Here is a 23,379-nt window from a genome sequence, read left to right as displayed (position 1 = left end):
TAAATAAAAAAATAGTTGCACAAAACTAACTATTTTTGCTATGTTCAACAATAAAATATAAGAGATATGCAATTTAAAACCATTACAAAACACAAATTGCCATTTTTTGTTGCAATCGGTTTAATGGCCGTGTTAACTTCATGTGGTTCTTTTCAATATGTAGGCTATGATAATGACGGTATTTACTCATCTCAAGATTATGATACTGCTGATGTTGAACAACCTGTGGCAACGACATCTACAAACGATTCTGACTATTATAAAAACTATTTTGCTGAAAATGCTGCGCAAATAGACGCAGCTATGGAAAATAGCGAAATTTTTACAGACATAGATTCCTATGAAGGTAATTACTTTGAAAGAGCACAAGACACAATTGAAAAAAGATCTGTGTATGGTGGTTGGGGACAAAATAATGAAAGTATAACCATTAATATTATAGATAATGGTTGGTATGGCTGGAATGACCCATGGCTTTGGAATGCTGGTTGGGGCTGGGGCTGGAATAACTGGGGTTGGGGACGACCTTGGGGTTGGAATAGCTGGGGCTGGAACAACTGGGGTTGGAACGCTGGTTGGGGCTTTGGTTGGAATAACTGGGGCTGGAATGCTGGCTGGGGATATGGATGGAATAATTGGGGTTGGGGTCCTGGCTGGGGCTACGGCTTGAACAATTGGGGCTGGAACGGCTATTACAGAAGTAATACTTATGCGTTCAATGCAGGAAGAAGAGGTTCTTTACTAAGTAACAATTATTTAAACCGTGTAAACAGAAGTACATCGGCATTATCAAGAAGAGATTATTCTACAAATAGATTATCTCGTAGTGCGATACGTTCTAATGTAAGTCGATCAAATTCTGCAGTCCGTACATCAAGAAATGGTACTATAAGAAATTCTTCTTCGACATCTAACAGTAGAATTACCAGACCTGGTACGAGTAGATCTTCAGGTACTGTAAGCTCCACGAGAAGCAATAGATCATCATCTGGTTCTATAAGATCTACAAGAAGTACAAGATCTTCTGGCTCAGTAAGATCTTCGGGAAGTTCATCATCTAGATCTTCTGGTAGTATGCGTTCATCTGGTAGTTCAAGGTCTTCTAGTAGCGGATCAAGATCTGGTGGTAGTAGCAGTAGTAGACGAGGTAGAGGATAATTAGCATTTAACCCCTTTCTTTTAATTAAAAAAATAACTTATGAAAAAATTACTTATGCTTTGCATAGGCATAGCGAGTTCATCTTGTATTTTAGCACAAGATGTATCAGATGCTGTCCGCTATTCTATGGACGAAATTCAAGGAACAGCTCGTTTTAGAGCAATGAGCGGTGCATTTGGTGCGCTTGGTGGAGATATGTCTGCCGTAAATATCAACCCAGCGGGATCAGCCATTTTTAATAATAGCAACGCTTCTGTTTCTATAGGTGTTTTTAGTAAAAATGATGATATCAATTACTTTAATGGATTTACAAATTCTTCAAATACTAATTTCGATTTAAATCAGTTAGGTGCAACTTTTGTTTTTGTAAACAGAGACGAAAATTCACCTTGGAAAAAATTTACATTAGGTGCTACTTACGATAGATCTGCAGACTTTGATGACGACTGGGCAGCAATAGGTATCAACCCTAATAATTCTATAGGAAGCTATTTTCTTCTTAATGCTCAAGGAAAGCGACTAGATGAGATTTCTGCTTTTTCTGGTGAAACAATATCACAAGCATATTCCGAAATAGGATCTTTTTATGGATTTGAAAACCAGCAAGCGTTTTTAGGCTATGAAGGATTTATTTTAGACCCTATAGAAAATACTGATGAAAATACTGCATACACCTCTAATATAGATCTTAACGGGAATAATTTTAGTCAAGAGTATTATTATGCCAGTAGAGGCTATAATGGAAAGTTAGCTTTTAATTTTGCTACAAGTTATGAAGACAAGATATTCTTAGGAATTAATCTTAACGCACATTTTATTAATTATGAAAGAAGTACATTTTTGAATGAGACCAATTCAAATACGAACTCTACCATAACTAATGTTGATTTTGAAAATAATCTTCTAACAACAGGAAGCGGTTTTTCATTTCAATTAGGTGGAATAGCAAAAGTTACCGAAGAATTTAGAGTTGGATTATCTTATAACTCACCTACTTGGTACAGAATATCTGAAGAAACATCTCAATATTTAGCTACAACAAGCACTATTGCTGGGAACACTATTGTAAGTCCTAACGTTATTAATATATTCCCTGAATATAGATTGCAAACACCTTCAAAACTTACAGGAAGTTTAGCATACGTTTTTGGAAAACAGGGATTAATAAGTTTTGATTATACAATCAAAGATTATAGTGGTGCAAAATTTAGACCAACTTCAGATATGTTTTTCTCAGCTTTAAATAATAACATTAATAGCTCATTAGATACAGCAAATTCTTATAGAATTGGTGGAGAATACAGATATAAACAATTAAGTTTTAGAGGAGGTTATCGTTTTGAAGAAAGTCCATATAAAGATGATTCTTTCTTTGGAGATTTAACAGGGTATTCATTAGGTCTTGGTTATAATTTTGGAAATCTAAATCTCGATCTAGCTTTTAGTCAAGCTGAGCGTGATACAAATTACCAGCTTTATAATGTTGGGCTTACCGATTCGGCAGAATTTCAATCTAAATTTACAGATGTAATTTTGACTCTAGGATTTAAAATTTAATTGTAAAACATAATCAAAAAGACAAAAAAAGCCTGAACAAAATTATTCAGGCTTTTTTTTTACTTTAAATATTAACTTAACGCCTCAAGGTAAAATGGGCTTTGAACTCTTTAATCTGGTTGGTAAGGGGCTCTTCGTACTCTACCGTGAACCAGTAGTCGCTAGACGGCATGTTGTTGCCGTTGAACGTCCCGTCCCATCCCTGGCCTTCCGGGCTGATCTGCTTGAGCAGCTTCCCGTAGCGGTCAAATATATAAATTTTGGCGCTACTTCCAATGCCCTCTATGTTCCACGTCTCGTGTATCCCGTCACCGTTCGGCGTAAAGTACTTCGGATAATCGATCACGAACACCTCCTGGGTCGTGATGCCACAACCGTTCCTGTCCCTGGCCGTTACCGTATGCAATCCTTGCGACACCCCAGTAAACCGTACCGAGCCATCTTCCAGTGCATCCACCCATGGGCCTCCGTCAAGGCTGTACTCGTACTCACCTATTCCGGTAGCCAATGCTTCTATAACGTTGTTATTGCCAAAAACTTGTGTTACCACTTCGGCCACTAACGTCGGCGGTGCACTTTCCACTACTACGGTCTCATCGTAAGTCTCACAATTGGTTACCGTAGAGGTACTGATATCCGTTACCGTGACACCATAGGTACCCCCTTGGCCCGGCATCATGCTCGAACCGGTCTCGGCTGCAATAACCTCTCCGTTAAAGGTCCATACAAAACTGTAATCGGTATCCGACAATCCAGTATCCAACACCAATGGGTCCAGGATTTCGGTGCCGTTGGTATCCACACACAAAATGTAGCTCTCAGCTAGGTCAAAGTTCGGTCTTGGATTGACCTGAAGGGTCAATGGTGCGACTTCGTAACAGATGGAACCGTCCTGCTGGTTATCGAATATTCCGTCATTGTTAAGGTCCACTGGGTCTCCGTTTCCGTCCCCATCTATGTCCACAAACTCATACAGACCATCGGCATTGGCATCGATGCCATCCGATAGGCCGTCCCCATCGACGTCTATCAAATCGAATACTCCGTCTGCATCCGTGTCATAGGTATCTACAGTTCCATTGGCATCTAGATCCAATCCTGCAGTCAATGCAGTTAAATCTAATGCGATAGGTATTACCGCTAAGGCATTGTTATCTACTCTTGCATAGATGACCTGTGGGTTTACCACGTTCTCATAAAGGTCTGGCAGTGGGTTAACGTTGAGATTTGCATCTTCTTCCGTAGCGAAGTACGTAACGATATAATTGGCCGGGTCTTGCCCGTCCAGTACAAACCCATCCTGTGTGGACAAGGTAAACTGGGTGCTGTCGTCACTTGGATCTCCGTCGGTCTCTATATTATCATCACAGGCTTCATAGACAATATCCATCATATCCGGATTGGCCTGTGCCGCTTCGTCTACCTGAAGGTCAAAGCGCTGCGTACTGATGGAACAGCCCGTTACGTTATCCGTTATCGTTACATAGATCTCTTGTGGGTTTGTAATATTGGTGTATGGGCTTACAAGTGCGTTCATACCTGCTTCTGCGTCTGCCAAGGTCTCATGGTAGGTTACGATATAACGTGCTGGGTCTTGTCCGTTTAAGACTTCCTCATCCTTGCTGGTCAGGTCAAAACTGTCAAATCCGTCAGTGTTCAGCTCACACTGTATAAAGTCCGTTACTGCAACTACTTCCGGTAATGGATAGACGCGTATCGTAAAGTTGACAACGGCATAACAGCCTGTTACGTCATTGGTCACCCTTACATAGATCTCCTGTTCCGGTGTATCTGCATTGGTATACTGCGTTGGGTCTGCTATCGCATTATCACCTGAGTCTGCGTCTTCCGGTGTTTCGTGGTACGTCGCTGTCACTCCGGCCTCACCGTTTATGATCAGCACTTCGTTCTCTGTTAGATCGAACACCTCTACCCCATCTCCTGTATTGATATCATCGCACAGTTCCAGATCCGGTAATTGATCACTTGGTGTCGGTGTAGGGTTTGGCAATACCCTTATGGTCATCGTCGTATAGGCCACACAGCCCGTATCCGTATCCGTTACCACAACGTACAAAGTCTGTGGGTTGGCCGGAAGACCGTTTACGGAAGTGTTGGTATACTGTGTTGGGTCGGCGATGACATTCGTCTGTGCCTGTGCATCGGCATTGGTTTCATAGTACGCTACCGACCAACTTGCATTGCCTCCTGTTATTTCAGAGTCCTTGACCGTTAAGTCGAACACCGTCATCTCGTCCCCTGGTACCTCACCCAGATCATCGCACAGCTCCAATGGCGTTGGTTGTACCGGCTCTGGCGGTAACTGTACCTGGATCTCGAACTCGCCAGTATCCTGACAGCCCGTGGTCGGGTTGTACAACCTTACGTAAACGGTCTGAGGGTTCATGGTGTTGGTGTAGTTCCCTACATTGATGATCGGGTTGTTCCCCGTCTGCGCATCTACTGCCGTAACATGGTAGGTTAATGTTACTTCTGTTGGGTCTTGCCCCCCTAAGATATCGGTATCGCGCTGCGTCAGGTCAAACTGTGCTATGCCATCATCGTTGTCATCACAGATCGCCAATGGCTCTAGGTCCGTTGGTACTTCCGGCGATGGCACCACGATCAGTTCCAACGTGTTCTGTGTCAAACTGTAACAGCCCGTAACGGTACTCTCGGAACGTACATAGATCATTTGGCTGTTCGCTACAATATTGGTGTACAGTCCCGTAATGGCATTGGTGCCCTGTTCGGCTTCTTCCTGTGTCTCGTGGTAGGTAATCACCACGTTTGGCTCTCCATTGGTAATCTCTAACGTACGGATCTCCAAATCGAACTCCGCAAAGCCATCATTGTCATCATCACAGACTTCTATTGGGTCCGGATCCGGTTCTGGCGATGGGATCGGATCTACCCTCAAGGTCACCGTTATGGTACTGTAGCAACCCGTGACGTCGTTCTCCGCCCTTACATAGATTGTTTGGGCGTTCATCGTATTGACATATGGGCTCGCTATCGGGTTCGTTGCATTGTCCGCATCCATTTGGGTCTCGTAGTACGTCAGTGTGATCCCGGTCTGCCCGTTCAGTATCTCTGCATTGGCATCTTCCAAGGTGAAGGCTTCCTGCTCGTCCCCTGGATTGTCGACGTCACAAAGCTCCAATGGCATTGGCTGTACCAATACCGGCAATGGGTTGACGATCAGTTCCAGACTTGTGATCTTGTAACAGCCTTCCACCGTATTGGTGTCTTCCACACGTACCCAAATGATCTGGGTATTGGCCGTGGTATTGGTATAGCCCGTTGGGTTCGCTATCGGGTTGTTGCCAAGCTCTGCATTGGCCTGGCTCTCGTAATAACTTACCGTGTACTGCATCGCATCCAGACCGTTCAGTATTTCAGGTGCCTTGCTCGTGAGATCGAACAGTGCAAAACCATCGGCCGAGGCATCGTCGCATTCTTCCAATGGTGTCGGTTCTATGATCTGCGGCGTTGGCTCTACGATAAGCTGTAGCTCCACTATGGTCGCACAGTCCGTGGCAATAGTGGCACTCTCCACGCGTGCATATAGGGTCTGTGCGTTTACTACGATATTGTTGTAGTCTACAGTGGTATCTATGGCATCTACACCATTATCCGCATTGGCAAAAGTTTCGTGATAGGTTACCGTTAGGCCTGCTATCCCTCCCGTGATCTCATTGTCCGCATCGGTAAGGGTAAATATCCCAAACCCATCGTTGTCCGGATCACAATAGCGCAGCGGTGCCGGTGTGTTGGCTACTGGCGCCTGCTCTACTACAAGATCCAAGGTCGTCGTATCGTAACAGCCCGTTGTGGTGTCCTCTACGCGTACGAAAATGGTCTGTGGGTTGCTGATATTGGTGTACGGTATGGCCAGCGGGTTCACCTCTGCATCGGCATCGGACTGGTTCAGGTAATAGCTCACCGAATAGCCCGGGTTGTTGCCGCTGATCTCTATGTTCTTGATGCTGATGTCTATCGACGTTAATCCATCTGGTGTGCCATCATCGCATACCTCCAAAGGGGTCGGGGCTATCAGTGATGGTAAAGGATGCGCTGTAAACTCTACAATACTACTATTTGGACACGCTCCAGAAGTTAGGTACTCAATAGTGTAGGTTTCATCTGGTGTACCATTTGAGACTACACCTGTATTTATATCAATAACAGCTGTATCTGTAGGTGGAATATTAAAAGTAAATGTTCCTCCCAGAGTTCCAGTTACAGTTGGTATACCCCCATCACAAGTGGGATTCACTGTGAATGTTGCATCATCAATAGGAAGTACATTAAACGAAACTGTCTGTGTCTCTGAACAAACACCAGAAGTTGTGTACGCAATTCCGTAGGTAGCACCTGATGTACCATTTGTCACTATGCCCGTATTTGGATCAATCACAGCAGTATCTGTTGGCGGTGTATCAAAGCTAAAAATTCCACCTAGAGTTCCAGTAATTGTTACTGTTCCGCCATCACATGTCGGAGTCACTGTAAATGAAGCATCATCAGCATCTAAGACCGTTACAGATTCTATGGATGATTGAGGACAATCTCCTGCTGTAGTATATTCAACAAAATAGGTTGTCCCAGAAACACCATTTGTAATTGTTCCTGTATTAATGTCTATAACGGCAGTATCAGTAGGTGCAGGATTAAAATTAAAAACACCACCTATATCTCCTGTTATTGTAGCTGTTCCTCCATCGCAAGATGCCGTAAGGGTAAAGCTAGGATTATCTAAAGCTAAAACATTTAAAGTTTGTGTACTTGAAGATGGACAAGCTCCAGAAGTCATATACACAATTCCGTATGAAGCACCAGGAGTGGCATTTGTGACTTCCCCTGTATTAGGGTCAATAACAGCCGTGTCCATTGGTGGAACGTCAAAACTAAATGTCCCGCCTACATCCCCTGTAATAGTGGTTATACCACCATCACAAGTTGGTGTTATTGTAAATGAAGGATCATCCTCATCTATTACATTAAACGATTGCATATTAGTTGATGGGCAAATACCAGATGTAGTATATTCTATAGTGTATGTGGTACCAGAAGTTCCACCTGTGACTTCACCGGTTAAAGGGTTAATGACAGCTGTATCTGTTGGTGCCGGGTTAAAATTAAAAGTACCACCTGTATTTCCTGTAATTAATACCGTTGCACCATCACAAGTTGGTGTGACATCAAACGACGGGTTATCTCTAGAGTTAACAATTAAAAGAAATTCTGGATTTACCGATGCATTATAACATGATGAATCCCCAACACTTTCTATTCTTACAAAAATTTCTTCTGGATTACTAATGGTATTTGGATAAGGACTTGCTAAAGAATTTATACCCATATCGGCGTCACTAGCACTTAAATGATAAGTCACATTGAAGTCAGTAATAGCCTGAGGTCCTAAAATCCCCAAAGTTTGAGATTCTAGATTAAATAATTCAATACCATCATTTAATCCATCATCACAAACTTCCATATCTAAAACTGGATTAATATCTGGTTGACCGGCTACATTTAATGTAAATGGTAAAACTTCATAACAACCAGAATCTAAATATTCAACTCTTATATAAATAGCCTCCCCATCTGTACCCGAATAATTATTCAAGCCTGTAATAGCACTAACATCTGCATCAGCATCTGCTAATGAATTATGGTATGTAATTACCAAATCTGCTACATTGGTAGCGCTAGCTAGAACAACTGCAGTATTAGTTTCTAAATCGAATATATATGGTGGAACACCTGTATCACAAATAAATAAATTGTTTGGTGCCTCTGTTACTATTTCTGGTAATACATCTATACATACTTGTTCTGTATACTCACAACCAAAGTCGTCCACAGCTCTGTAGGTATAACAGTATTGTCCTGCATCAGGTGGAGTCACAGTAATAATATTTCCATTTGTGTTAGTAATTGTAGGGTCTGCATCCCATACCTCTGATGTAATAACTGGAGTAAATGACAATTCTGGTGGTTGAATATTAGGATCGAAATTTAAAAACCATTCAAAAATATAGCCATTATCAATCGATAAGTTATCTACAACTCTAATACACCAATCCCCATTCAAAGGGCTTCCCACTAAACCATTAAAACTTTCAAAAGGCAGATAAGTACCTGGTACCCATGAGTTGTTTGGAGGGTTTGTACCGTTAATTTCAGTTGGTGCATTCGCTAATAATACTGAAGCACTCATAGAAAAACAATATTGCTCACCAGTACCAGGAGTATTAGAGTTGTCATCGTTAGCACCACCGAAGTAGGTACCACCACCAGCTTGATCAAACAATCTAACTTCCTGTCCGTTTGGACTTTGAATAAAGATATCTAAATCTCCAGAATAGGAATGCTCTATATTAACACAGACTTCTATTAATTGATTTGGATCAGTTAATGTCTGTGCAGAATCAAAACAATCTACAGTGATACAAGTTTCGTACTGTGCTCCTGAGCCATCTGGTAAAAATGTTGTACCACTAACAGGTGGTGTACAATCGTTTATAAATGGAACAGAGTTGACAACTCCTGTTATATCTGTGCTTTCACCATAACAAATTGTAGTTTCAGCAGCACCAGTACCTGTAAAGTCTGGTTCAGTGGCTACCTGAATGACTTGATTAATAAGGTTAGTATTAGGGCAACCCTCTGGATCTATTGATGTATTAGCATCTCTAATATTTAAATTTACTATATATACACCAGGATTAGGATAAGAAAAAACTGCTGTTTGACCTGTAAGTGTATTACCGTCTCCTAAATCCCACTCATACGTTGCACCAGTTCCATCCACTTGAAAATTACCACTACCGTTTAAAGTAATTTCTTCATTAGGACATACTCTTATATAGCCATCACCATTTGGTGCAGGTGTAGATGAGTCTATTTGAGAGGTAATAACCTGACATGGTGTACGACATGAAATATTTGCTGCCCAACCACTTCCATTAGCGGAACCATTAGAAACAAATTCAATGGTTAAGCAACCGCCTGTATTTTCTTCAGTGGCAGCAACTAAACCCGGTGAAGCAACTCCTGAAAATGTACCAAAAGCATCTGCAGCTGTTGAGTCTCCATTATAAATTGTCATTACATCTGCGTTTAACTGCGTGTTAAACTCCGTAAAATCTAGTTGCACTCTTTGCCCTGCATTTTCTGGGCAAATCGTTATGACAAAACTTTCATCATTTCCATAATTCCCAAATTCACCTCCAGAATCGTAGAAAATTCCACCACACTGACTGACTGTACCATTTTGCATATTAACATCTTGAGCCGTCAATATCGATGAAAATACTACTGTTATTAAAGTTAATAAATACTTCATTTTTGTAAAATTTTTAATGATATTGAGACTTAATGGTTATGAAATAATTAGTATTATCTACCTGATAGACTGTATCTCCTTTAGAATGAAAAGCGAAATTATACTTCAGAGGATTAAAGTTCTTTGGGTCAAAGGTCTTATCGCCTTCTAAATCCGAAACAAAACTATCCAAGAGTGGAATTTCCGATAATTTCTGGCAGTCTTTTTTATCACTTTCTTTAGTGATATATTCAATAACCACTCTGTTTCTTAATATATCCTTTATACTCTTTAATCGGAAAGCATTACTGTAAATATATTTTTCTGCATATTCACCATAAACTTCATCAATCTGAAGCCTCTCTTTAGCTGTTAATGGTAAATCTACATTGTCTTTAAACTCAATAACTTTTAACGGAACTTTATTACTTTTCTCTTGCCCAAATGAACAAAGCGGCAAAAGTATTAAAATGAAAATTGTAAGAATTTTTTTCATAGCTTAACCTTATTTTAAAGTTTGGAAAATTAAGAAAATTTTATAAAAACCTTTGTTAATTCGTCAATGATATTAACATTTTAACGGTTTTAAGTATATAACAAGCATAATTGTAAAACTCCTACCTTTATCATCCTATTTTTATTACTTATCTTTGCAACTTCTTTTTAGAGATTGATTAATAATTATTTAACTATGAAAATCGACAACGATTTTAACGATATAGATGCTTTAGGTGACAATCACATTGGCTCGTCGAGTGATACTCCTATGAGGGATGATGCTTTTGAATTATCAAAAGAAGAGAAAATTGATATCATTAAAGATGATGTAAAGCACATTATGGAAACCTTAGGCCTTGATCTTAATGATGATAGCCTACGTGGTACCCCAAACCGTGTAGCAAAAATGTTCGTAAACGAAATTTTTGGCGGTTTAGACCCTAATAAAAAGCCAAGTGCTTCTACTTTTGAAAATAAATATAAGTATGGAGAGATGCTTGTAGAAAAAAATATCACGGTCTATTCTACTTGCGAGCATCACTTATTACCAATAGTAGGAAAAGCTCATGTGGCTTATATTTCTAATGGTACAGTGGTAGGGTTGTCTAAAATGAATAGAATTGTTGATTATTATGCAAAACGTCCACAAGTACAAGAACGTCTTACTATACAAATTGTAAAAGAACTTCAAAAAGTGTTAAATACTGAAGATGTTGCTTGTGTTATTGACGCCAAACATTTATGTGTAAACTCTCGTGGTATAAGAGACATTGAAAGTAGCACAGTAACGTCTGAATTCGGTGGAAAGTTTAAAGAAAAAGAAACGCGTAGAGAATTCCTAGATTACATTCAGTTAGAGACTCATTTTTAGTTTGTATACTCTTGCCTTGTTCTTTAGCTTTGTTTAAACATTTTTTGAATTTTACAGCATGCCTTTATACGATACCCAAACTATAAAAATATACAATTCATTATCTGGTGAAAAAGAAGTCTTTAAACCTATTAACGATGGTTATGTGGGTATGTATGTTTGTGGTCCAACGGTATATAGCAACGTACACCTAGGTAATGTAAGAACCTTTATGTCCTTCGATGTTATTTTTAGATATCTAAAACATTTGGGTTACAAAATAAGATATGTCAGAAATATTACTGATGCTGGTCATTTAGAAAATGATGCCGACGAAGGTGAGGATCGCATAGCAAAAAAAGCCAGATTGGAAGCTATAGAACCTATGGAAGTGGTACAACGTTACACGGTGGACTTTCATAATATTTTGAATAAATTCAACTTTTTACCACCTAGTATAGAGCCTACTGCAACTGGTCATATTATTGAACAAATAGAACTCATTAAGACCATTATAGATAATGGCATGGCGTATGTCGTTAACGGTTCTGTGTATTTTGATGTACATAAGTACAACGAAACTAAGCCTTACGGCATTTTAAGTAAGCGTAAACTCGAAGACTTAATTCATAACACAAGAGCTTTAGACGGACAATCGGACAAAAGAAATCCACAGGATTTTGCACTTTGGAAAAAAGCAGAACCGCAACATATAATGCGTTGGCCTTCTCCTTGGAGTGATGGTTTCCCAGGATGGCACTTAGAGTGTACTGCTATGAGTACCAAATATCTTGGTGAACAGTTTGATATTCATGGTGGTGGAATGGATTTAAAATTTCCGCATCACGAGTGTGAAATTGCTCAGGCAGAAGCTTGCAATAACCATTCGCCAGTAAATTATTGGATGCATGCCAATATGCTTATTATGAATGGAAAGAAAATGGCAAAATCCACAGGGAATTTTATTCTTCCAAATGAAATTTTTTCTGGAGACAATCCACATATTACTAAAGCTTATGCTCCTAGTATTGCTAGGTTTTTTATGCTTCAGGCACATTACAGAAGTATTTTAGATTTTACCAATAATGGTTTATTAGCTAGTGAAAAAGGATTTTACAGATTAATGGATGCTATCAATTTAATTGATGATTTAAAAACTGGAGAATCTTCATCATTTGATGTTTCTGAATGGAAACAGAAATGTTATGATGCTATGAATGATGATTTTAACACTCCAATTTTAATAGCCACCTTGTTTGATGCAGCAAAATTCATTAATCAGGTTAAAGATGGCAGTGCATCAATAACTAAAGAAGACCTGAATCTATTGAAAGAAACATTAGAAAATTTCACTTTTGACGTTTTAGGTTTAGTTAATGTATCTAAAGAGAGTACAGATTCAGACAAATTAACTGGTACTGTTGAAATTTTAATAAATCTTAGAAAAGAAGCAAGACAAAATAAAGATTTTGCATTGTCTGATAAGATTAGAGATGAACTCGCAGAAGTTGGTATCCAGCTTAATGACAGTAGGGAAGGCACTACATTTACGACTAATTAATCGTGAAAAAAATACTTGCATACCCTTTTTTATTTTTAATCAAAGTCTATCAAACTTTTATATCTCCTATTACACCTGCTACTTGCAGGTATCAACCTACATGTTCGCATTATGCTAAAGAAGCTTTGGAAGTGCATGGTTTTTTTAAAGGAGGTAAATTGGCATTGAAACGGATTTTTAGTTGCCATCCTTGGGGAGGAAAAGGATACGACCCTGTGCCTCCAAAAGAAGATTAATATTACGTTAATCCTATTTTCACTCCCTAACAAAATCTTATATTTACAGTGAAAAGATATAAAATATGCATGCATTACAAATTCCTTGGGATCCTATAAAATCCATCGATTTAGGTTTTTTCGAACTTCATTTTTATAGCGTGATGTGGATTGTTGCCTTTATACTAGGCTTCTACATTACCAAAAAGATTTGGAAAAACGAAAATCAATCAAACGAATCATTAGACTCCTTGTTTATCTATTCTGTTTTAGGAATTATGATTGGTGCTAGATTAGGACATGTGATTTTTTACCAATCTGAATTAATAAAGGATGATTTCTTTAGCATCTTTTTACCTTTTAGTTTTAAAGATGGTATTCGATTTACAGGTTTTCAGGGTTTGGCTAGTCATGGTGCAGCTATAGGCATGATTATCTCAATGTATTTGTTTAATAAGAAGGTTTTAAAGAAAACCATTCTTTGGATTTTAGACCGTGTAGTAATTGCAACAGCTCTAGGTGCTGTATTTGTAAGGATTGGAAACTTTATCAATTCAGAAATTGTCGGTATAAAAACCGATAGCTCACTAGGTGTTATTTTTTCGCAAAATAACGAAACCTTTGCGCGCCATCCCGCACAATTATATGAAGCATTTTGCTACATCTTTGTATTTTTAATATTACTTTACTTCTACTGGAAAACCAATAAATCTAAACAAGAAGGATTTTTGTTTGGATTGTTTTTAGTCTTTCTATGGACTATTAGATTCTTTGTTGAATTCGTTAAAGAACCGCAAGGAGATGAAGATTTAGCTGCCTTCTTTGGGAACGTGCTTAATAATGGTCAACTTTTAAGTATACCATTTATACTAATTGGATTATACTTTATGTTTGTTTACAAACCAAAAAACAAAATTGCTTAATGCGTTTTAACCGTATCATAAGATTTTCATTTCTTATTTTTTCTTTGGTTATTTTTTTCAGTTGTAAAAATGAAAAGAATACTACTTCTAGTGATAAGGTAGAAGTTATCTTTAAAAAAGAAGGTATTTTACATCTTAAAAAAGCGAATACGGATTCTATTATAAAAACTTTAGACATAGAAATTGCAGAAGACGTGTATGAAACACAAACTGGTTTAATGTACCGAACCAAACTTGGTACTAAGCAAGGTATGTTGTTTATATTCCCTGATGAGCAGATACGTAGTTTTTACATGAAGAATACTAAAATCCCTTTAGATATTATCTACATAAATGAATTATATGAAATTGTAAGCTTTCAAAAAAACGCTAAACCCTTTGATGAAACCTCGCTTCCATCCGATGCGCCAGCACAATATGTCTTAGAAATCAAAGCTGGTCTATCTGATGAATGGCAGCTTGAAGTTGGTGATAAGATTGAATTCAAAAAAAACTAAGCAACCTATTTTAGTCTTTTAAATTTAAAATGATATATATTGTGGAAATAATTTTAATTCCCAACTATATGAAATCACTAAAACGCCTTTCAATTTTAATCGTATCATTTGTCTTATTTAGTGCTTTTACGCTGATTCAAACACCTCCTTATGTTGGTAAGTGGCGTGGTGAAGACAAAGGAGATATCGGCTATGTTACCTTTACCAAAGATGGTTATGCCTTATTTGAATTTGATGGTCAAATAATGGGTGGTAAATCATTTGTGAGAGACGGTGTTGAAGCTTCAATGCATTACGAAGTACAGAAAAAAGACAATTTTTACAATATGGATATCATAGTTAAAAAAAATGAAACTGATGAAACTATGGGAATCCTTCAAGGAATTTTTAAGATAAACTCTGAGACAGAAATGGTTTTAGCATTAGGCTTTGACGGATCATCACGACCAACTGACTTTGAAACCAACCAGATTACCTTAAAAAAGGTTGATTAATATAAAATCTAAAATTAAAAAAACGCCTTTCTTTTCAGAAAGGCGCTTTTGTTATAATCTAGATATCGAAGTTTTATTCTTCGTCCTCTTCTTTTACTTTCTTCTTTAATGATTCTGCGGCATCACCTTTCTTAGCTGTATCGTACATTAATGGCGTTGCAATAAACATAGAAGAATAGGTACCAACTACCACACCAACTATTAATGCAAATAATAAACCTCTAAGAGATTCTGCACCAAAAATGAACATTGCCAATAATACCACTAAAGTGGTTACAGAGGTATTTAATGTTCTACTTAATGTGCTATTTAACGAGGCGTTTATGGTTTTACCAAATTCCCATGATGTGTGCTCATTTAAGTATTCTCTAATTCTATCAAACACTACCACGGTATCGTTAAGTGAGTAACCAATTACTGTTAAGATCGCTGCAATAAACGCTTGGTCAATTTCCATACTAAATGGCATAAACTTCCATGTTAATGAGAATATACCCAACACGATTAAAACATCATGGAAAACTGCAGCAACTGCACCAAGTGAGAATTGCCATTTCTTAAATCTAAATAAGATATAAAGGAACACTACTACTAAAGACCCTAAAACTGCCCAAAATGAAGATTTTTTAATATCATCAGCAATAGTAGGACTCACTTTACTAGAAAGCATTTTACCAATTTTGGCCTCGTCTGAACCATTATCAAATTCTTCATAGGTCATTCCATCTGGCAAATAAGGTTTAAGTGCTTCAAATAATCTTGTTTGCACTTCTTCATCAGCCTCAACAGAATTATCCTCTACTCTATACTTAGTTGAAATCTTTAACTGATTTGCCGCTCCGATAGTTTTCACCTCAGCACTTCCAAATACATTTGGATCATTTAGTACACTTGTAATTTCTTCAGTACTCACTGGTTGCTCAAAACGTACTTGGTAAGTTCTACCTCCAACAAAATCGATACCTTGGTCTAAACCTGTTGTAAATAAAGAACCTAAACTTGCAAGTATTAAAGCACCAGAAATAACATAAGCCATCTTACGCTTCTTTAAGAAATTGATATTAACATTTTTAAATAGGCCTTTTGTCATTGCTGTTGAGAAATCTAAAGTACCTCCTCTGTTTACCCACCAGTCAATTAATAAACGTGTAATGAAAATTGCTGTAAATAGTGATGTTAAAATACCTATGATTAACGTTGTAGCAAAACCTTTAATTGGACCTGTACCAAACAAGAACAAAATCAAGGCGGTTAAACCTGTAGTTATGTTTGCATCCAAAATCGAAGACAATGCGTTTGAAAATCCGTCTTTAATAGATTCCTTTTGCGATTTGCCTTTTGCTAATTCTTCCCTAATACGCTCAAAGATAAGTACGTTAGCATCTACCGAAATACCTATAGTTAATACGATACCAGCAATACCAGGTAAGGTTAATACTGCACCTAAACTTGCTAATACCCCAAATATCAATAAGATGTTTAACAATAATGCAACATCAGCAAAAGCACCAGCTTTTCCGTAATAGAAAATCATCCATAGTACAACAAATGCCAATGCAATTAAGAACGACATCATTCCACTGTCAATAGCCTCTTGTCCTAAAGATGGACCAACTTCATCTGCCTGAACAATCTCAGCAGATGCTGGTAATTTACCAGCTCTTAAAACGTTTGCTAAATCTACCGCTTCGTTGAGTGTAAATGCACCTGAAATCTGGGATCTTCCTCCTGCAATACCCTCTGGTTGGTTTCTTACACTTGGTGCTGAGTAAAGTATATTATCTAAAACTATAGCTATATATCCATTTTCTTGATTGGCTTTTTTAGTCATTTCTTGCCATTCTCTAGCACCTTGAGGATTCATTTGCATGCTTACCGCAGGTCTACTTAACTCGTCAAAATCCTGTCTAGCATCAGTTATAACAGCTCCGCTTAAAGGTGGTACTCCATCTCTATTGCTCTTAATAGCATATAAATTTGAAAACTCAGAATCCTTATCCTGTTTTTCCCAAACGAATTTTGCATAGCGCATCTCAGCTGGTAACAAAGCTCTGTTTTTAGGTGCATTAAGTGCCTCTAAAACTCTTTCTTTATCCTTAGCCAAGAAACTAGCAATCATTGGTCCACCACCAGGTCCTTGAATACCTAAAGGATTAATATCTGCAACATTTGTTGTATCGGTTTCAATTTGTCCAGTTAGCTCATCAATAGTGCTTTTTGTAGAATCTTGATCTACTTCTTCTTCAGTAGTATCAGCAACTTCTCCCTCACCATCTTTATCCTTTGCAGCTTCTACCATAGCTTGGTTAACCTGAAACACATAAGGAAGCATCTCCTCTGCTTTGTAAGTTTCCCAGAACTGTAATTGTGCTGTTTTAGTAATAATATCTACTACACGCTTTTTGTCTCTTGCACCTGGTAGTTCTATTAAAATACGACCAGAATTTCCTAAACGTTGAATGTTTGGGGATGATACACCAAAACCATCAATACGATTACGCAATACTTCAAAAGCAGAAACTATAGACTCATCTATTTTCTTTTCCAAAATTCCTTTTACCTCATCATCAGACATATCTAATTTGATATCGTCTATAAGGTCTCTTGTTGCAAAAATATCTGGTGATGCTAATTTGGTATCACCTTTAATAGCATCAAAAGCTCTAAAAAATGACTCTAAATAAGGCTCTTGAGCATCTTTTTGTAATTCTTCTGCATCAGCTAATGCTTTGTTGAAAACAGGATCCTTACTATTATTTGCCAAGCCTTTTAAGATATCCTTTACAGAAATCTGAATGATAGCATTAATACCACCCTTAAGGTCTAAACCTAACTTCATGGCATTGTTTTCCACTTCATTATAAGTGTACTGAGATACACCCAGTAAGTTGTAAACTTCAATTGGCTCGTATTTATCACCTACTTGAACTTTAGAAGTTTTTAAAGAATCTAAGTAATTTATCTCTTCTTGAATTCTTAAATCATGATAGCCATCTACTGTTTCGTCATACTTTGCTATGGCAGCTTGTTTTGCCTCGTCTTCAATTTGGTTGGCTTTAAAAGTGAAAGACAATTGGTAAATACTTACCAAACCAAATAGTAGCGCAAACAGTTTAATTATTCCTTTGTTTTGCATTTTGTTTTGTTTTACGTCTAATTTTTAACGCGCAAATATAGAGTTTACCGTATAATCAGACAATTGATTTTTTACGTTATAAATTATTTTTTCTGTCTTTTGATTGATTCAAAAGTTGAACGAGAAGTGTGGAATTTTTTCAGATGAATTCCTTAAGCCATAGGTCCTGCTCTTACTTCAGGTATTTCGTAAGTGTTTTTATCGTTTAAAGTAAAAGCACCTGTATTAATTCTAAAAGCAGTTTCAACTAATTGATGTAATACTTTTAACTTATTTAGATGACCTGAAACATCCTTTTTTAAGGTATAAGATCTATCACTTTTTTGATTATGCTCTACAATCTGAACTCCATCAAAATCCCAATCATTCTTTTGGTTTTTCTTTTGAATTTCGGATACATTAAGCTTATAATCTTTTAGTACTTCTTTTTCAGGATTTTTATTTGAACTATTTGCGTCTATTCCAAATAAAAAATTGAAGTCAGAAGTATTAGTTAAAATTTGCTGAATACTTTGTGCGTCAGTAGCACTATAGTAAGTAATTTTAAGATTTCCGTTTTCATCTTGGTCAATCAAAAAGTTTTCAGCACCTATTTTTTGTAGTTTTTTCTGAATATCTTCAAGTGCATTCTGTACTTCAATTTCTGAAACGTTATCATCAGAAAATTGAATAGTGATCTCTTGATTGGGAGTAACGGGAGCTTCTAAAAACCTTCCTAAAAAGGCCAATAGAACTATTATAATACCAAAATGTAATTTGGATCGCATCCGGCAAATATAACAAAAAATAAAGACCACATTTCTGCAGTCTTTATTAAAATGTAATTAGCGAAATAAATCTTATAATTCTAAAAGGGCATTTGTCTTTTTCACACCTTCAGCACTTTCAGCCATGTGTTGTTTTTCGGCAGCACTTAATGGTACATCTACAATTTTTTCAATACCGTTTTTACCTAAAATTACTGGCACACCTATACAAAGGTCGCTTAATCCGTACTCACCATCCAATAATGTTGAACATGGATACATTTTCTTTTGATCGCAAGCAATTGCCTGAACCAATCCACTTACAGCAGCACCAGGTGCATACCATGCTGAAGTTCCAAGTAATTTAGTTAAGGTTGCGCCACCTACTTTAGTGTCTTCTTTAACTTGGTTTAAACGCTCTTCTGATAAGAATTCAGAAACTTTGATACTGTTTCTTGTAGCATGAGAAGTTAGCGGCACCATACCTGTATCACTATGACCACCTATTACCATACCGTCTACATCACTAATTGGTGCATCTAAAGCTTCAGCTAATCTGTACTTAAAACGAGCAGAGTCTAGTGCTCCACCCATTCCTATAATTTTATGTTTTGGTAAACCTGTAGTTTTATGAGCCAAGTAAGTCATTGTATCCATTGGATTACTTACAACAATCAAAATCGTGTTTGGTGAGTGCTCAACCAAATTGGCACAAACTGTTTTTACAATACCTGCGTTTATCCCTATCAACTCTTCACGAGTCATACCTGGTTTGCGAGGAATACCAGAGGTAATTACACAAATATCGCTATTTGCAGTTTTAGAATAATCGTTTGTACTTCCTGTAATTTTAGTATCAAAACCATTTAAGGAAGCGCATTGCATTAAATCCATTGCCTTACCTTCAGCATAACCTTCTTTGATATCTAACAAAACTACTTCTGAAGCAAAATTTTTAATAGCTATATATTCTGCACAACTTGCGCCTACTGCACCAGCGCCAACTACGGTTACTTTCATACTGATAATATTTAATGTTTTAAATCGTTAAAATTTAGTGCAAATTTACGGCTTTACTATCTAAATTCCATGACTTATGTCATCTATCTAAAATAAAAAAGCAGCCTTTAAGACTGCTTTTGAAAATATATTTAATTTGTTTTATCTAAACCCAAAATTTACTCCCACAGAAAATGCATCAAACTCCGAAATATGGTATTCTCCGTTCAACCTAAAGAATCCTAATTTTAATTTGAACCCTACAGTTCCTCTTAAAGAAGATACATCGCTAGATACTGAGAATGGGTCAGTTATTGTCTGTGAGGTTAATATGCCATTGGTTACTCTATAATTACCAAGTAAATCTGATTCTGATTTTCCAGTTATATATCCTAACCCTCCATATAAATTAAAAACTGGAAGCTTAGTAGAAACCGCTAATTGAAATAACCATGTATTTGTATTGTTCTCTAATCTTTGATTTTCACCTTCAATTCCTGAAGATTCAGTTAAATTATAAGAACCATCTAAATGGCTGTAAGCCACAATACCTGACAATGCCACTGGCCATAACTTATCAGCTGGCAACCATTCGGTAAATTCTAATTGTAAGCCTGCACCATACATATTAAATGTAACCTCATCCGTGTCAACTTTAGGAAAATAACGTGCTTTTACTTCTATTCCACTTCCCAAACCTACAGCAGCTTGCACAGCAGCAGATGGAATTAAATTATAACTATCCTCACCTATACCTTGAGGTAATTCAAATTCAGCAGTTTGAGATCCAAAAATAGGATCGTCATACTCTACTTCAACAAAAATTGAAGGGTCATTTTCACCTAAAACACTTGCTACATTTTGAGTGCTTGATCCAGAAACAAACTGTACATTATTGTAGTCTGCTGTATTCATATTGAACATCTTATCCTCATCACTAATCAAAGATGCGTTAGCTATAATTGAGATTTCAAAGCCACCTAATGGTTTTACTTTTGCTGAATTAAACCAATTGGCATTAATACTGTACATTGCTCCGTTAGTCCCAGGAGCTAAGTAATCGTTAGCAAAACGCTTGGCATCATCTATACCTGCAGAAAGCAAAACATCTATATCATTTTGTGCTTTAGATAGCAAGAACGAAGTACTGAATACTAGGAATACAAAAAAATTTCTCATTGTGGTTAAGTTTATAATATGAGACAAATATATTAAAATAACATCAAAGACTGCTTTTAATCGTTATTAAATGCTTTTAATCGAATTTTAATAGTACAAAAAAAGCAACTACATTATACACGTAATTGCTTTAGTTTTGGTTTTATGAGTTTTTATTTATGCATCAATATTGGCATAAATAGCGTTCTTCTCAATAAACTCTCTACGAGGCGGCACTTCATCACCCATTAACATTGAAAATATACGATCGGCTTCAGTTCCGTTATCAATCTGTACCTGGCGCATCGTTCTAAACTCTGGGTCCATAGTAGTATCCCAAAGTTGTTCAGCATTCATTTCACCCAAACCTTTATATCGTTGAATTTTAGAACCATCACCAAAATCGGCAATAATGGCATCACGCTCTTTGTCTGACCATGCATATTGTTTCTTTGCACCTTTTTTCACTAAATATAATGGTGGTGTTGCGATATAAACGTGACCGTTTTCAACAAGTTCTTTCATATATCTGAAAAAGAACGTTAAAATCAAGGTTGCAATGTGGCTACCATCAATATCGGCATCACACATAATGACAATTTTATGGTATCTCAGCTTTGAAAGATTTAACGCTCTAGGATCTTCCTCTGTACCAATAGTAACTCCCAATGCCGTAAAGATGTTTTTAATTTCTTCATTCTCAAACACTTTATGTTGCATTGCCTTTTCTACATTAAGGATTTTACCTCTTAATGGCAATATCGCCTGGAAATTTCTATCACGACCAGCCTTAGCAGTTCCACCAGCAGAATCTCCCTCAACAAGATACAATTCGCACTTTGCAGGATCTTGCTCAGAACAATCGCTTAATTTTCCTGGTAATCCACCTATACTCATTACAGTTTTTCGCTGCACCATTTCACGAGCTTTCTGTGCTGCATGACGTGCTTGAGCTGCCAAAATCACTTTTTGCACAATAATTTTAGCATCTTCTGGATGTTCCTCTAAGTAATCTGTTAACATTTCTGAAACGGCTTGAGAAACTGAAGCCGAAACTTCACGGTTACCCAATTTGGTCTTGGTCTGACCCTCAAACTGAGGTTCAGCAACTTTTACAGAAACTATAGCTGTAAGACCTTCTCGGAAATCATCACCTGAAATATCAAATTTAAGTTTATCAGTCATTCCAGAAGAATCCGCATACTTTTTTAATGTATGTGTTAAACCACGACGGAAACCTGAAAGGTGCGTACCACCTTCGTGTGTATTGATATTGTTAACGTAAGAATGAAGATTCTCAGCATAAGATGTGTTATAAACCATTGCAACCTCAACAGGAACTCCATTCTTTTCACCTTCGAATGAGATAACATCTTTCATCAACGGTTCTCTGTTACCATCTAAATACTTCACAAATTCTGGCAGTCCGTTTTCAGAATGAAAAGTTTCCCCTTCAAAAGAACCATCAGTTTTTTTATGGCGACGATCTACTAAATGAATAGTAATACCTTTATTTAGATATGCCAACTCTCGCATACGGCTTGCCAAAGTATCGTAGTTATATTCTACCGTTTGCTGGAAGATTTGTGGGTCTGGTTTAAAAGTAACTATCGTGCCTGTTTTGTCAGAATCACCAACAGATTTAACAGGATACATGGTTTTACCACGCTCATATTCTTGCTCCCATATCTTGCCTTCACGATGTACTGTAGCTTTTAAATGCTCAGAAAGTGCGTTAACACAACTTACACCAACACCATGCAAACCACCAGAAACTTTATAGGAATCCTTATCGAATTTACCACCTGCACCGATCTTGGTCATTACAACCTCTAATGCAGATACTCCTTCTTTTTTATGAAGACCAACAGGAATACCACGACCATCATCTTCAGTAGTGATGGAATTATCTTCGTTTATAGTTACAGTAATGTTATTACAGTAGCCAGCCAAAGCTTCATCTATAGAGTTGTCTACTACTTCATAAACCAAATGGTGCAAACCACGAGTACCAACATCTCCAATATACATGGATGGACGCATACGCACGTGCTCCATTCCCTCTAGGGCCTGGATACTATCTGCGCCATACTGTTTTTTGTTTTCTTCGCTCATATTATTTTTAAAAGATTTAGTTCTAATTTTACAGCAAAAAAGACGCCTATTGCGTCTCTTTTTGAGTACCTTCAAAGATACAAAATTTTAAAGCCTAATGATAGCATTTTAACGACTTAAAGCAATAATTATCAACAA

The 23,379-nt window shown here is 37.3% G+C and carries 15 protein-coding genes; 8 read left to right on the top strand and 7 right to left on the bottom strand.

All coding sequences use genetic code 11. The features are described 5' to 3' along the window. Positions 1-66 precede the first annotated feature (66 nt). Together ACPX19_RS08610 and ACPX19_RS08605 are read left to right on the top strand one after the other, a co-directional pair. Positions 67-1,158: a hypothetical protein gene (locus ACPX19_RS08610; RefSeq protein WP_426429597.1), complete on the top strand. Its 1,092-nt coding sequence runs from the start codon at positions 67-69 to the stop codon at positions 1,156-1,158. A 40-nt stretch (positions 1,159-1,198) separates the two neighbouring features. Next, positions 1,199-2,716: an OmpP1/FadL family transporter gene (locus ACPX19_RS08605; RefSeq protein ID WP_426429596.1), complete on the top strand. Its 1,518-nt coding sequence runs from the start codon at positions 1,199-1,201 to the stop codon at positions 2,714-2,716. A 76-nt stretch (positions 2,717-2,792) separates the two neighbouring features. Here ACPX19_RS08605 and ACPX19_RS08600 read toward each other — a convergent pair whose 3' ends face one another. Continuing rightward, on the bottom strand, positions 2,793-10,070 hold the full coding sequence (locus ACPX19_RS08600) for a T9SS type B sorting domain-containing protein (protein ID WP_426429595.1): 7,278 nt from the start codon (positions 10,068-10,070) through the stop codon (positions 2,793-2,795). A 13-nt stretch (positions 10,071-10,083) separates the two neighbouring features. Beyond that, a complete protein-coding gene (locus ACPX19_RS08595) occupies positions 10,084-10,545 on the bottom strand; it encodes a hypothetical protein (protein WP_426429594.1) in 462 nt (153 codons plus the stop codon). A gap of 195 nt (positions 10,546-10,740) precedes the next feature. On the opposite strand from ACPX19_RS08595, the gene folE reads away from it, so the two are divergent. The 6 genes from folE to ACPX19_RS08565 all read left to right on the top strand — a co-directional run bounded on the left by folE (position 10,741) and on the right by ACPX19_RS08565 (position 15,087). Then, on the top strand, positions 10,741-11,418 hold the full coding sequence (gene folE, locus ACPX19_RS08590) for a GTP cyclohydrolase I FolE (RefSeq protein ID WP_426429593.1): 678 nt from the start codon (positions 10,741-10,743) through the stop codon (positions 11,416-11,418). Between the two features lie 58 nt (positions 11,419-11,476). Beyond that, positions 11,477-12,958, top strand: a complete 1,482-nt coding sequence (gene cysS / locus ACPX19_RS08585) for a cysteine--tRNA ligase (protein ID WP_426429592.1) — start codon at positions 11,477-11,479, stop codon at positions 12,956-12,958. Between the two features lie 2 nt (positions 12,959-12,960). Beyond that, a complete protein-coding gene (yidD, locus tag ACPX19_RS08580) occupies positions 12,961-13,194 on the top strand; it encodes a membrane protein insertion efficiency factor YidD (RefSeq protein WP_426429591.1) in 234 nt (77 codons plus the stop codon). Positions 13,195-13,259: 65 nt separating this feature from the next. Next, positions 13,260-14,096 carry a prolipoprotein diacylglyceryl transferase gene (gene lgt / locus ACPX19_RS08575; RefSeq protein WP_426429590.1) on the top strand — a complete coding sequence of 279 codons (837 nt, stop codon included), beginning with the start codon at positions 13,260-13,262 and terminating at the stop codon, positions 14,094-14,096. Then, the gene (locus ACPX19_RS08570) at positions 14,096-14,593 is read left to right on the top strand and encodes a DUF192 domain-containing protein (protein ID WP_426429589.1); all 498 of its coding nucleotides are present in this window, start codon (positions 14,096-14,098) and stop codon (positions 14,591-14,593) included. The genes lgt and ACPX19_RS08570 overlap by 1 nt, the downstream gene beginning before the upstream one ends. A gap of 68 nt (positions 14,594-14,661) precedes the next feature. Further along, a complete protein-coding gene (locus ACPX19_RS08565) occupies positions 14,662-15,087 on the top strand; it encodes a hypothetical protein (protein WP_426429588.1) in 426 nt (141 codons plus the stop codon). Between the two features lie 73 nt (positions 15,088-15,160). Here ACPX19_RS08565 and secDF read toward each other — a convergent pair whose 3' ends face one another. The 5 genes from secDF to gyrB all read right to left on the bottom strand — a co-directional run bounded on the left by secDF (position 15,161) and on the right by gyrB (position 23,241). Beyond that, on the bottom strand, positions 15,161-18,223 hold the full coding sequence (gene secDF / locus ACPX19_RS08560; RefSeq protein ID WP_426429587.1) for a protein translocase subunit SecDF: 3,063 nt from the start codon (positions 18,221-18,223) through the stop codon (positions 15,161-15,163). 152 nt (positions 18,224-18,375) lie between these two features. Continuing rightward, the gene (locus ACPX19_RS08555) at positions 18,376-18,990 is read right to left on the bottom strand and encodes a hypothetical protein (protein WP_426429586.1); all 615 of its coding nucleotides are present in this window, start codon (positions 18,988-18,990) and stop codon (positions 18,376-18,378) included. A gap of 72 nt (positions 18,991-19,062) precedes the next feature. After that, positions 19,063-19,989 carry a malate dehydrogenase gene (gene mdh / locus ACPX19_RS08550; protein ID WP_426429585.1) on the bottom strand — a complete coding sequence of 309 codons (927 nt, stop codon included), beginning with the start codon at positions 19,987-19,989 and terminating at the stop codon, positions 19,063-19,065. Between the two features lie 141 nt (positions 19,990-20,130). Continuing rightward, complete coding sequence (locus ACPX19_RS08545) at positions 20,131-21,147, bottom strand: DUF6588 family protein (protein WP_426429584.1); 1,017 nt, start codon at positions 21,145-21,147, stop codon at positions 20,131-20,133. Between the two features lie 156 nt (positions 21,148-21,303). Next, a complete protein-coding gene (gyrB, locus tag ACPX19_RS08540) occupies positions 21,304-23,241 on the bottom strand; it encodes a DNA topoisomerase (ATP-hydrolyzing) subunit B (RefSeq protein WP_426429583.1) in 1,938 nt (645 codons plus the stop codon). Between the last annotated feature and the right edge of the window lie 138 nt (positions 23,242-23,379).

It is taken from the genome of Winogradskyella sp. HB-48 (assembly GCF_049942685.1).
Classification (GTDB): Bacteria; Bacteroidota; Bacteroidia; order Flavobacteriales; family Flavobacteriaceae; genus Winogradskyella.
Note: the sequence above shows the minus strand (reverse complement) of the source record. Positions and strands in the feature narration are given on the sequence as shown.